Source organism: Companilactobacillus insicii, assembly GCF_003946015.1.
Taxonomy (GTDB): domain Bacteria; phylum Bacillota; class Bacilli; order Lactobacillales; family Lactobacillaceae; genus Companilactobacillus; species Companilactobacillus insicii.
The window spans coordinates 11,426-23,570 of record NZ_RHNU01000025.1 but is presented as its reverse complement, the minus strand read 5'-3'; the positions used below and the strand labels follow the sequence as shown (position 1 = coordinate 23,570).

Below are 12,145 nucleotides of genomic sequence, written 5' to 3'. Positions count from 1 at the left end.
TAAATTATATGTTTGGAATTTTTAAGAAACACAAGTCTGTAGATTGGAGTGCAAAAACATTTTTGTCTCCTGCTAATGGAAAACTTATTCCTATAGGTAAAGTAAGTGATCCTGTATTTGCTCAAAAGGCTATGGGTGATGGCTTTGCTATTAATCCAGATTCAAACGATATTTATAGTCCAGTATCAGGAAAGGTGACACTTGTAGCTGATACAAAGCATGGAATTGGAATATCAACGGATGATGGTGAAGAAATATTAGTTCATATGGGTATCGATACCGTTGATTTAAATGGTGAACCATTTAAGGTGTATGTTTCCAAGGGCGATAAGATTTCTGCAGGGCAAAAAATTGCCACTATGAATTTGGATAAGGTAGAGTCAGCTGGTAAGGAAACCACGATTATAGTTGTGATGACGAATTCATCTGATAAAGGTATGAAAATATCTTTAGAGCCTGTTACACAAATAGAGCATTCAGAATTGGTAGCTAAAGTCTGAGGATGATCATTGGATCATCCTTTTTTTAATATCCAAAATTTATTTGGACTGTCATTTAATTATGTGGCGAGATATAATATCTATAGATGATAATTACCAAATAAATAATTGGTACGTTCCAAAGGGAGAAAATATGGTCGATCTAATATATGAAAAAATTATTGAATCTTTAAAAAAAGAAATATCTAGTGGCTCTTTTCCAGATATGAGACTTCCAGATGAGAGATCTATGGCAGAGAATTATAAAGTAAGCCGTAGTTCTATAAAACGTGCGTTGGATAGTATGGCAGAACAGGGAATCATTTTTAAAAAACGTGGTTCCGGAACTTTTGTCAATCCATTGTATTTGAAACAAGATTCTTATATTAATTACACCGGTAAAAATTTAGGTATAACGGATAGTTTTAAAGCTGAGGGTAAAAAACCAGGAATAAAGGTTCTAAGTTTTGATGTTGTCAGGCCTGATGAGGATTTAAGAAATAATTTGTTTTTGAATAAAGGTGAGTTTGTTTATTCATTCAAACGACTTAGATTTTTAGGGGAAATTCCGTTTATGATTGAGACAGGATATATTCCAATTAAATTGGCACCTGAATTGTCAGAGCAAGTGGCATCGGAATCAATTTTTAATTATGTGGAAACAGAATTAGGCAAGGAGGTTAATAAAAATTATTTGACTATTTCAGCTGTTCCATCTGATAAAGAAGGTCAAGATTTATTGAATCTAAAAGAGAATGAACCTATAGGTCAAATGGAAGGAATCTTCTTTTTGAATGATGGAACACCATTCGAATTTTCGACTATGAGATTGCATTATAAGTATTTTAAATATGATTCTTTCGTAGATTTGAATCGAGTTTAAGAATTGGACCGACCCAATATAATAAATGGTTGACTTTTTTGGCGAAACTGGTTATTATATGCTTGTAAACAAATAAGGAGTGTACTGAAATGACAGATTACTCATCAAAAGAATACTTAAACTTAGTTGATAAATATTGGCGTGCAGCTAACTATGTTTCTGTTGGCCAACTATATTTAAAAGATAATCCATTATTGAAGCGTGGAATTAAAGCTGAAGATGTAAAAGTTCACCCAATTGGACATTGGGGTACTATTGCAGGACAAAACTTTATTTACGCTCATTTAAATCGTGCTATTAACAAGTACGGTGTTAACATGTTCTACATCGAAGGACCAGGACATGGTGGGCAAGTTATGGTTTCTAACTCATACCTTGACGGAAGCTATACTGAAACTTACCCAGAAATCACACAAGATGAAAAGGGTATGCAAAAATTATTCAAGCAATTCTCATTCCCAGGCGGTGTTGCTTCTCATGCTGCTCCTGAAACACCTGGTTCAATGCATGAAGGTGGAGAACTTGGATACTCAATTTCACACGGTGTTGGTGCTATCTTAGATAACCCAGATCAAATTGCCGCAGTTGTTGTCGGTGATGGTGAAGCTGAAACAGGTCCATTAGCTACATCATGGTTCTCAAATGTCTTCATTAATCCTGTAAATGATGGTGCTGTATTACCAATCTTGAACCTTAATGGATTTAAGATTTCTAATCCAACTATCCTTTCACGTAAGACTGATGAAGAATTAACAGAATACTTCAAGGGACTTGGATGGGATCCAATGTTCGTTGAAGGCGACGATCCTAAGAAGATGCATCCAGCAATGGCTAAGGTTATGGATGAAGCTATTGAAAAGATTCAAAGCATCCAAACAGAAGCTAGAAAGCATTCAGCTGAAGATGCTAAGATGCCACATTGGCCAGTTATTATTTTCCGTGCACCTAAAGGCTGGACTGGTCCTAAGACTTGGGATGGTGCTCCTATTGAAGGTTCATTTAGAGCTCACCAAATTCCAATTCCTGTAGACCAAAATGACATGCAACACGTTGATGCTTTGATCGATTGGTTGAAGTCATACAAACCAGAAGAATTGTTTAATGACGATGGTTCATTGAAAGATGACATCAAGGAAACAATTCCTGCTGCTAATAAGAGAATGGCAACTAATCCTATCGTTAATGGTGGTGTAGATCCTAAGGATCTTAAGTTACCTGATTATAAGAACTATGCTTTGAAGTTCGATAAGCCAGGTGAAAAGACTGCTCAAGATATGATCGAATTAGGTAAGTATATTGAAGAAGTTATTAAAGAAAACCCAGATAACTTCAGACTATTCGGACCTGATGAAACAATGTCAAACCGTTTGAACCATATTTTTGAGGCTTCACCTCGTCAATGGATGGAAAATGTAAAAGAACCAAACGATCAATATGAAGCACCAGCTGGTCGTATTATTGATTCACAACTTTCAGAACATCAAGCTGAAGGATTCCTTGAAGGTTATGCCTTAACAGGTCGCCATGGTATCTTCGCCAGTTATGAAGCATTCTTGAGAGTTGTTGACTCAATGTTGACACAACACTTCAAGTGGTTGAGAAAAGCTGATGAATTATCATGGAGAAACAAGTATCCATCACTTAATATCATCGCTACATCTACTGCTTTCCAACAAGATCACAATGGTTATACTCACCAAGATCCAGGTGTTATTACTCACTTAGCTGAGAAGAAACCTGCCTTCATCCGTGAATATTTCCCAGCTGACACAAACTCATTGCTTGCTGTTATGCCTAAGATTTTGAATGATCAAGAAAAGATCAACTTATTAGTTACTTCAAAACACCCACGTCCTCAATTCTATTCAATTGAAGAAGGTCAAGAATTGGCTGATAAAGGTCTTAAGGTTATTGACTGGGCTTCAAATGATGATGGTGATCCTGACATCGTCTTTGCAGCAGCTGGTACAGAACCTAACCTTGAATCATTAGCTGCAATTAGTATCCTACGTAAAGAAATGCCAGAACTTAAGATTAGATTCGTTAACGTTGTTGATCTATTGAAGTTGAGATCTCCAGAAGTTGATCCTCGTGGTTTGAGTGATGAAGAATTCAACAAGATCTTTACAACTAACAAGCCTGTCTTATTCGCATTCCATGGCTTTGAAGACATCATTAAGGATATCTTCTTCGACCGTGATAACCACAACTTGTTCGTACATGGTTACCGTGAAAATGGTGACATCACTACACCATTCGATATGCGTGTTGTAAATGAAATGGACCGTTTCCACTTAGCTGAAGAAGCTGCCGTTGCTGTTGAAGGCGATAAGGCTAATGACTTCGCTGATAAGATGGAAGCAGAAGTTGATAAACACAACAAGTATATCCGTGAATATGGTACTGACTTGCCAGAAGTTGAAAACTGGAAATGGTCTCTATAAGAGAGTGGAGAAAAGCGATTAACTCCTGAGCACTGCCTAAGATAGTGAAGGTGACAACTAAGTTGGCGCATTTACTATCTGTAGCAGGCGCAGGGAGTTGCTTTTCGCAACTCGTTTCAGAACCAGAGAGCGAAACAAAACGGGTAACTTTTCTATAACTCGTTTCAGAAAACTAAATCAAAAGTCGATTTTAAGACTTTGTAAATAAATAGCATCTAGCCAATTTGGTTAGATGCTATTTTAATGAAAAATATAATTGTTCAACATATAAATACATATGTACACTCTATAAATACTATTGTGACAACGATTATAAATAAATTTAAAAATAATTCTATAAGTTTAATTTTAATAAAAGCTAAGAATTTCGAGATAATAATTTGAAATGTTTTGAAAAAGCTACGCGCTCTTACATTCGTTTTCTAATTAAATCTAAGATATTTAATTGCTTTATTAGAATGGCAGTAAACGTTTGCACAAATACTGAAAACAAGGTGTTCAAGATGCTTGTAAATGGCTTTTAAACATGGTAGTTTAGCTATTGGAGAGAGCAATAGGAGACAAATAAACGGAAATCCGAAAGCTCACATTAACATCAAATAAGGGGTGGATTATTATGACAATGCAAATCGTACGTCAATTAGCAAAAACATCAATCATGGCAGTGGTAGTGGTATTCTTAATGTTACTATTCGTGTTGCAAAGCCGATATTCCATACCCGCAGTTGCAATTACTGCTGTGATTTTGGCAGTATATTCAGAAAATAGCTTTACAAAGAAACATGATGTAAAGTTTACAATCTAAACAGTCATACTGAAAAAGGATTCCGAAGTTTAAACTTCGGAATCCTTTTTTTGTTTTTAAGTAACCCTATATCAGGGGGAAGGAGGGTTACTAACTTGTAATTATGAGAATTAATATCTATTTTTATATGAAGGTTATTATATAGGGAGGGTTATATAAGTTAAAGTGTTTTTCTTTTTCCTTTAGCTTATGGTTATATAATAACTAGTAAATGTGAAGAAAGTATGACTCAATTGTTATATAAAAAAGAATCTTTTTTGAAAAGAATATTATGATAAATATATCTTCTTTAGATCCTTAATATCGGAATCACTAACTTTCAATTCATTTTTGATATAATTATCTATACTTCCTGAGGTTTGTTTAATAGCATCCTCAGCAGTTTTAAGGTAATTAATATTAACGGTCATAAGAGCCTTGATTGTGTCTACAAGCGAAGGATCGTGCTTTAGAACGTCACTAAATAACTTATCAGTATATGATTTACTTGCCTCATTTGTAAGTAGGTAATCATCTTTGATGGTTTTCATTGGAACCCCTAAAGCTGACATTAAGAAGAAGGCCCCCATACCTGTTCTATCCTTACCTGCACTACAATGGAATAGTAAGACTTCGTTATCATTATCATTTGTTAGTAATTCACCAAAGAAGTTTTGGTAAGCCTTTTTGGCTTGTTCGCCATTGATCATATCGAGGTATGCGTCGAGCATGTGGTTATAACCATCGATTGGAACGTAGTCCATATCAGGTATTGAAGTGCCTTGAATCTTTGATGCTTCAGTTTCATCTTCTTTGAATACTGGAAGTGAAAGATACTTAGTTCCCTTCGGAATGCGGTCAGGTTTCTTTTCAACTTCTTCTTTAGAACGGAAATCAATATCTGTCTTTAATCCATAATTATCTAAAAAATTGACGTCTTTATCTGTGAGGTCACCTAAACCGGCCGAACGCAAAACTTTATGGTACTTAATCGTTTGTCCGTCAATGGTTTTATATCCACCAAGTTCACGGAAATTGCGACCTTTTTCAAGATCTAAAATACGGTGAGAATCCTTTGTAACGTTGTCCATTGTAATACCTCTCCATCCTCGATAAAAGTTCTTAATTCATTATAACAAAAAGGAAGAATATTCATGAAATTTATCATCGCTCCTGGAAAATATTCTGATCATATTAGTTCCCGTAAAATTGGTCAGGCTATATACAGTGGTATTTCGCGCGCCTTGCCTAATTCTGAGATAGTCACTATGCCAGTAACCGACAGTCACGACGGTATGCCGGCGTTAGTAAAGCATACTATTGGCGGTCAGTGGTATGAATTACCTTTCTTTGATGCCTTTTGGCACAATAAATTGGGACGCTATCTAGTAACTAAAATCGATGGTCAAGATACTGTGATTGTTGATTCTGAACAAATCGTCGGGTTAGAGTTAGCTAAGGGAAAGACACGAGATGAATTATTTCATGCTACTAGTCATGGACTAGGCGAATTTATAGTGGATGCTATTTCAAGTGGGCATAAGAACATAGTTGTTTGTTTAGGCAAGACGGCTGTCGCAGATGGTGGATTAGGAGCATTACAAGCGCTTGGAGCAAAGATTTATGATGAACAGGGATTACTAATACCAGAGGGTGAAAACCCGCTCATAAGTGCTTATACAGTGGATTTGGATGGCATAAAAAAGTTATTGCCATCTCGTGTTAGGATAACTATCTTGTTGAATTATTCTAATTCATATGAAATACGAAATAATATTGAATACTTAAATGAAGCACAAGAAAGTTTTTTGGAAGATAATTTGGTTTATGTTACGGAAAGGGTCAATGAGAAGTATAATTTAGATATACATCCGATGCAGAATTCTGATGCCATTAAGACTTTGGCAGGAGCGTTTGCGATGATCAATGCCCATATTTTTCGTTCTTCGTTTGAATGGATAGCTAATGTTACGGGGATGGATCAAACTATACGTTCAGCGGATGTCTTAATCACAGCTACGGATGATATATCAGCGGAATCGATGCATGATGAATTGCTTTATCATTTAAGTAAAATTGCTGGAACTAGTAAAATTCCAACATTTGTATTGTGTAATAACTTTATTGATAACTTTGAAGATTATGAACAGTTATTTACAGGTATATTTTCAACTCAAATGTCAGAGTATAGTGCTAATAGATTTGACGAAAAAACTATTTTTGATAATTATGAAGCCGTTGCTAATCAATTGGCACGTACATTAATATCTTTTCACTGATATAATTGTATTTGTGTAATACAAAAGATTGAATATTATATATTAATGCATTAATCTTACATTAAGAGGTTTTCAATAAACGCATTGAAAAGAGTGTGGAGTGTAAGGCACTTTGCAACTCGCTTAGGAGGATTACATTATGGAACAAGACTACAAGAAAATTTTAGTACCCGTAGATGGATCAAAGGAAGCTGAAATGGCTTTTCATAAAGCCGTGAGAGTTGCCCAAATGAATGGCGGTCATTTAGATGTCCTAACAGTTCTAGATACTAAGCAATTCATCGGATTGCATGGTGGAATGTTAAATGGAGATGTAATTTACCAACTTTCAGAAGATGCTCAAAAATACCTTAATGAATTGAAAGATAAAGCTGTAGAAAAAGGATTCTCAGAGAACGATATTGATATTCATGTTCGTTTCGGAGAACCAAAAACCGTAATTTCAGATGAGTTCGTGGAAGAATATAAGAATGACCTTATTATGATTGGATCAACAGGTATGAATGCAGTCACACGTTTATTAGTAGGATCAGTTTCCGAGTTTGTTACACGTAATGCCCGTACTGATGTTATTATTGTTCGTACTGATATTGATAACGGAAAGTTGTAGAGAGTGGAGAAAAACGGTAACTCCTGAGCATTACCTAGGATATTCGAATTATCACGAAGTGATAGGTCGAATATCCGTAGTAAGCGGAAGGAGTTGTTTTTCGCAACTCGTTTAAATTCAAAATCCAAAAGACCGTGACTTTGTCACGGCCTTTTTAATACAATAATAGAGAGGCAAATTATGAGATGTCCCTGGGCAGATAGTTCAGAAGAGATGCAATCGTATCACGATAAAGAATGGTGCAAAGTAAGTCATGATGAGAGATACTTTTTTGAGATGCTGACGCTAGAATTATCACAAGCAGGTCTATCATGGTCGACAATAATCAAGCGTAGAGAAGGTTACCGCGAGGTTTTTGACAATTTTGATATAGATAAAGTCGCAAAGTTCGATGAATCAAAAAAGAAACAATTATTACAAGATTCAAGAATAATAAGAAATAAGTTAAAAGTTAGTGCAACGATCAATAATGCACAGTTGATTAAAAAAATGCATGAAAAAAATCAAAAATTTTCGGATTATATTTGGAGTTTTGTTGATAACAAACCCATAATTAATCATTACAACGATCTGAGTGAAATGCCGGCACAGACTGCTTTGTCTGAAAGAATAAGTAAAGATTTAAAAAAGCGTGGTTTTCGTTTTGTGGGTCCAACGATTATTTACTCATTTTTGCAAGCAGTCGGTGTGATAAATGATCATTTAGATAGTTGCGATTTTAAATAAGAAGTTTTTTCAGTATAATAGATTTAACGGAGGAAAATTATGGATTCTGAAACTATTAGTAAACTAGCTGAATGGCTAGATAAGAATGATAAAGACATTGAAAAAAAGACCGAAAATTTTGATGCACAAAAGGTATATGAAATTCTAGATTCTTTGGAAGTATTAAGAAAGCCAATCAAAGATTATTTTGATATGACAGAAGACGATTACTATCAAAACGAGTCAGATCATCGACTCACATTACAAAACCCAACACACAAGTTAAGTGAATTACACGATCGTGTTTTGGTTAACCATGTTGATGGATCATTATCAGGACATGATATTAACTTTACATATAATCATGAAGATCCATACGCTGAAGGTGAATACAAAGCTAAAACTGACTTGGATGTTGTAACTTATTCATTTGTAGTTATTGGTGCTGTTTACAACAATACAATTGTCGCTGATGTTAGAAACTCAATTTCAAAAGATGCAATCCTATCAATTGGATTAGCCGCACATGCAATCGAGGAATGGCAATAGTGGAATTAATAACTGTTAAAGATTTATCTTTACAAAACGAGGGTTACTTTGCATTTAAGCATGTAGCCTTTTCTTTAGCTCAAAATGAAATTATTAGTATTGTTGGTGACAGTGGTAGTGGAAAGACTCAATTGCTTTTGGCGTTATCAAAATTAAAAACAGCTGATAGTGGAAAAATCGAATATACTGCTGGTGTTAGAATAGGTTATTTACCACAGTTTGATCCTCAAATAATTAATAAAAGTGTTCGAGTTTATCTTGAAGAAATCAGAAGTTTAAGTGGCAAATTAGCGGTTTCGAAAGAACAACTTAAGGGCTTGATAGCATTTATGGGTATGAGTCCTTATTTGGATAGGCAAGTTAGACAATTATCTTGGGGATTAAAACAACGAGTTAATTTTTTAGCCGCTGTTTCAGGTCATCCCAATGTATTATTGTTGGATGAACCATTTTCCTTTCAAAATAGCAGTTATACATCCAATATGTTGGATATTATTAAGGACTTAGCAGATAACGGTTCAGGGGTTATAATTGCAAGCTCTGCCCAAGATGGTAGTATGACTAATTACTTCGATACTAACTATATTATGAAGGATAAGACACTTGAACTTGTAAAGGACAAGGATAAGGAAATAAATTGTATGCTTATATTTACAGTTAAGTCTAATTCTATGGCTCTAACTACTGAGATAAGTAAGTATCTCGCCGCCAATGTTAGTAGTTTAGTAGAACTAAAAATACCATTAGGGATGAAAGATTCAATTATTAAAGAAATGATTGATCTTAATTATCAGTTCGAGGGGGCAAGGATCCTTGAAGCTTAGAATGTTATTAGGTAATTTTATCAACACCGTATTACAAAATTTCTTGTACCCAACATTATTGTTATCTTTTTTAGCTTTTGAATTAACGATGAATTCATTGTTAAAACTGAATACAAATGAAAAATTTGGCTTTTTGATCGTGGGAATATTCTTGATGTCACTTTTGATTAGTATGAATTTTTTGAAGAATGATGCATATTACAATGAGAATTTTATGCAGAAGATTGGCAGTTACTGGATATATTTTGTTGCACAAGTATTAACGTTATTTTTAATTACATTATTTAGTGCGATAGTAGTATTTTTATTTAGTTTTATGCTAAGTTCTGATGTCATGGTCGATATAGTTGCCATATTGTCATTGGCTACAACGGGCTTTGTTGGCGTAGGTATAGCTTTTTTGTGTAAACAGCAATGGAATAACCACCCATACGCTGGACAAATGGGTATAATAATACTTGTATACGTCGCATTGGCAGGAAGCAGCATTGACTTGCTACATTATGTCAGTTGGTTCCTCCCACCAGTGTCCAGTATGATTATGGTCTTTCAAGAACAGTCTTCGGTTATAGACCTTATACCAATTGCCGTTCAGCAGTTTGTATATTCAATTGTTTTAGTAGTATTGAGTGGGACGTTCAATGAAAAGAAGTTATCAAATTAGATTAAGGGGGTAATTGAATGAGTAATATCTATTTGCGCCAGGCTCATCCTGATGATTTTGAACGCGTCGTTGAAATAATCAAAGGTGCTAAGAAGACACTATTTGATCGTGGAGTAAATCAATGGCAAAAGGGTTATCCTGATGAAAGTATACTCAAACGTGATATTGAAGAAGGTATTAATTACGTATTGATACTGGATGGTGTCATTGTTGGTACTGCAGCATTACAGCAAGGGTATGACCGAGATTATCAAAACATCAGCGATGGTAGATGGAGTGAAGATTCAGAAGTTACTTATTCAATAATTCATCGAATAGCAGTTGAGGCTGGTCATAAGAGTAAAGTCTTATATACCTCTTTGATACAGCAATTGTTGACAATGTCTTATCATCTAGGCTATCGCGATGTTAGGATCGATACCCATCCTGATAATTTGGTCATGCAACATGTTATTACGGACAGTGGCTTCTTAGAAAAGGGTGTTATTACTCTAGATGTTGACGATGGCGTTCGGAAAGCTTATCAAATATTATTAAAATAGAAAAATATTGCGTTATTGCAAGGTAATGTGTGAGAATATAGTCTCATAACCAGTGTTTCCCGACATGGTGGTGAGCAAAGTAAAAAGCCATCTGTTTTGGATGGCTTTTTTACTATTTTTACATAAAAAAATGATAGTATTGAGATATTGGGAGAACAGAAAAATTGAATATTAAAAATTTTGTTAAAAAAGTTTTAAATCCAAAGCCCTCAGAATTTGTTTCAGCTCAAACTGATAATTTTTTGAATAGGCTTAAGCCGAGACGCTTTGTGACGGACTATATTACAGGTGTTTATAATAATAATGTTAGACCGAACGTGTCCAACAATACGGTGACTCTTTCTGTTCTGACTGATACTCACGCCAAGGCGGTTGCTAGCGCATCTTATTATGGTATTAATGGTATACGCCATATAATAGAGGCTAACAGTGCGAGTGATTATCTAGGCGTTGACTTAAATGTTCACTTGGGAGACCTGATAGACGGAAGTGACAAGCCAGAAATTAGTCGCGGATTGTTGAGATTCGCCGTTGAAAATTATCAAAAAAGTACTAAGCCATTTTATATTGCTGAAGGTAATCACGATGAGAATGATAAGTATGATGAACATAGATTTGTTAGTTCAGCATCATTCAGTCGGGATGATTACGATAGTTTAGTCACAAAATACAACTTTGAGCAACCTAGTATTTCAAGGCTAAATGCTGTTTCAAAAGTTGGTTGGTATGACAAGGGTGATGTGCGCCTTATTTTTTTGGACACTAGTGATATTCCTTATATTTTGAATAATGGTTCTAAAAAATATGACTTCAAAAAAGTCAGAGGTGTTAGAGAGCAACAATTAGAAGATCTAATTACCGTGCTTGAGAATACAATCGACAAACATGTCGTTGTTCTTGGACATGCTAATATAGTGAGCCCTAGTGGGCGTAGTGCATTGAATTTTAATGGAGATCTGATACAACAATTATTTGTGAGCTTCAATAATAAAGATCGTGGACAACTAAAGAATGAACTCACGGGTGACTTTGGAGTAAATTTGCGTTACGATTTTTCTTCAACAGGTATCTCAAAAGTATCTAACTATCTATGCGGCCACATGCATTACGAGAAGTACTATAAAGTGTCAGGAATTAATCATATAATATTAAATTGCTCAGCCTTAATGGGTAAGAAACATGGACTAACTACTGATTACAATAAGAAGTGGGATAGAAGATATAATGAGATTTCAGAATTAGCAGGATATTTTATTAATATCGATCCCGATAAGTTACGATTGCAAATATTTGGCTATGGAGCAGCAACGAGATATGTAAGTTTTGAAATATAATAAAACTAGTAAGGACGCAAAAGCGTCTTTTTATTTTGCAGATTTTAG

The 12,145-nt window shown here is 34.9% G+C and carries 13 protein-coding genes; 12 read left to right on the top strand and 1 reads right to left on the bottom strand.

What is annotated here, in order from left to right; translation table 11 throughout:
- Positions 1-8: 8 nt before the first annotated feature.
- From EKM79_RS08520 to EKM79_RS08505, 4 genes are all read left to right on the top strand, one after another.
- Complete coding sequence (locus tag EKM79_RS08520; protein WP_125567865.1) at positions 9-500, top strand: PTS sugar transporter subunit IIA; 492 nt, start codon at positions 9-11, stop codon at positions 498-500.
- 133 nt (positions 501-633) lie between these two features.
- Positions 634-1,362 (top strand): GntR family transcriptional regulator, encoded by a 729-nt coding sequence (locus tag EKM79_RS08515; RefSeq protein WP_125567863.1) that lies wholly within the window; start codon positions 634-636, stop codon positions 1,360-1,362.
- Between the two features lie 89 nt (positions 1,363-1,451).
- Entirely contained in the window at positions 1,452-3,806 is a 2,355-nt protein-coding gene (locus tag EKM79_RS08510) for a phosphoketolase family protein (RefSeq protein WP_125567860.1), read from the top strand.
- 616 nt (positions 3,807-4,422) lie between these two features.
- Positions 4,423-4,611: a hypothetical protein gene (locus EKM79_RS08505; RefSeq protein WP_125567858.1), complete on the top strand. Its 189-nt coding sequence runs from the start codon at positions 4,423-4,425 to the stop codon at positions 4,609-4,611.
- 269 nt (positions 4,612-4,880) lie between these two features.
- On the opposite strand, the gene EKM79_RS08500 is transcribed toward EKM79_RS08505, so the two are convergent.
- Positions 4,881-5,681: a tyrosine-protein phosphatase gene (locus EKM79_RS08500; RefSeq protein ID WP_125567856.1), complete on the bottom strand. Its 801-nt coding sequence runs from the start codon at positions 5,679-5,681 to the stop codon at positions 4,881-4,883.
- Positions 5,682-5,744: 63 nt separating this feature from the next.
- On the opposite strand from EKM79_RS08500, the gene EKM79_RS08495 reads away from it, so the two are divergent.
- From EKM79_RS08495 to EKM79_RS08460, 8 genes are all read left to right on the top strand, one after another.
- Positions 5,745-6,869: a glycerate kinase gene (locus EKM79_RS08495; protein ID WP_125567854.1), complete on the top strand. Its 1,125-nt coding sequence runs from the start codon at positions 5,745-5,747 to the stop codon at positions 6,867-6,869.
- A 139-nt stretch (positions 6,870-7,008) separates the two neighbouring features.
- Positions 7,009-7,479 carry a universal stress protein gene (locus EKM79_RS08490; protein ID WP_125567851.1) on the top strand — a complete coding sequence of 157 codons (471 nt, stop codon included), beginning with the start codon at positions 7,009-7,011 and terminating at the stop codon, positions 7,477-7,479.
- Between the two features lie 180 nt (positions 7,480-7,659).
- Positions 7,660-8,205, top strand: coding sequence for a DNA-3-methyladenine glycosylase I (locus EKM79_RS08485; protein WP_125567849.1), 546 nt, complete (start codon positions 7,660-7,662; stop codon positions 8,203-8,205).
- Between the two features lie 39 nt (positions 8,206-8,244).
- Positions 8,245-8,733, top strand: coding sequence for a hypothetical protein (locus EKM79_RS08480; protein WP_125567847.1), 489 nt, complete (start codon positions 8,245-8,247; stop codon positions 8,731-8,733).
- Positions 8,724-9,557 carry an ATP-binding cassette domain-containing protein gene (locus EKM79_RS08475; protein ID WP_125567845.1) on the top strand — a complete coding sequence of 278 codons (834 nt, stop codon included), beginning with the start codon at positions 8,724-8,726 and terminating at the stop codon, positions 9,555-9,557. Before EKM79_RS08480 ends, EKM79_RS08475 begins: the two co-directional genes overlap by 10 nt.
- On the top strand, positions 9,547-10,221 hold the full coding sequence (locus EKM79_RS08470) for a hypothetical protein (protein WP_125567843.1): 675 nt from the start codon (positions 9,547-9,549) through the stop codon (positions 10,219-10,221). Before EKM79_RS08475 ends, EKM79_RS08470 begins: the two co-directional genes overlap by 11 nt.
- A gap of 17 nt (positions 10,222-10,238) precedes the next feature.
- Positions 10,239-10,763, top strand: coding sequence for a GNAT family N-acetyltransferase (locus EKM79_RS08465; RefSeq protein WP_125567841.1), 525 nt, complete (start codon positions 10,239-10,241; stop codon positions 10,761-10,763).
- 164 nt (positions 10,764-10,927) lie between these two features.
- Positions 10,928-12,097, top strand: a complete 1,170-nt coding sequence (locus EKM79_RS08460; protein ID WP_125567839.1) for a metallophosphoesterase family protein — start codon at positions 10,928-10,930, stop codon at positions 12,095-12,097.
- Positions 12,098-12,145: the final 48 nt, after the last annotated feature.

Excerpts from the sequence above, each read along its gene's own strand:
- EKM79_RS08520 (WP_125567865.1), top strand. The coding sequence starts at position 9 with ATGTTTGGAATTTTTAAGAAACACAAGTCTGTAGATTGGAGTGCAAAA.
- EKM79_RS08515 (WP_125567863.1), top strand. The coding sequence starts at position 634 with ATGGTCGATCTAATATATGAAAAAATTATTGAATCTTTAAAAAAAGAA.
- EKM79_RS08510 (WP_125567860.1), top strand. The coding sequence starts at position 1,452 with ATGACAGATTACTCATCAAAAGAATACTTAAACTTAGTTGATAAATAT.
- EKM79_RS08505 (WP_125567858.1), top strand. The coding sequence starts at position 4,423 with ATGACAATGCAAATCGTACGTCAATTAGCAAAAACATCAATCATGGCA.
- EKM79_RS08500 (WP_125567856.1), bottom strand. The coding sequence starts at position 5,681 with ATGGACAACGTTACAAAGGATTCTCACCGTATTTTAGATCTTGAAAAA.
- EKM79_RS08495 (WP_125567854.1), top strand. The coding sequence starts at position 5,745 with ATGAAATTTATCATCGCTCCTGGAAAATATTCTGATCATATTAGTTCC.
- EKM79_RS08490 (WP_125567851.1), top strand. The coding sequence starts at position 7,009 with ATGGAACAAGACTACAAGAAAATTTTAGTACCCGTAGATGGATCAAAG.
- EKM79_RS08485 (WP_125567849.1), top strand. The coding sequence starts at position 7,660 with ATGAGATGTCCCTGGGCAGATAGTTCAGAAGAGATGCAATCGTATCAC.
- EKM79_RS08480 (WP_125567847.1), top strand. The coding sequence starts at position 8,245 with ATGGATTCTGAAACTATTAGTAAACTAGCTGAATGGCTAGATAAGAAT.
- EKM79_RS08475 (WP_125567845.1), top strand. The coding sequence starts at position 8,724 with ATGGCAATAGTGGAATTAATAACTGTTAAAGATTTATCTTTACAAAAC.
- EKM79_RS08465 (WP_125567841.1), top strand. The coding sequence starts at position 10,239 with ATGAGTAATATCTATTTGCGCCAGGCTCATCCTGATGATTTTGAACGC.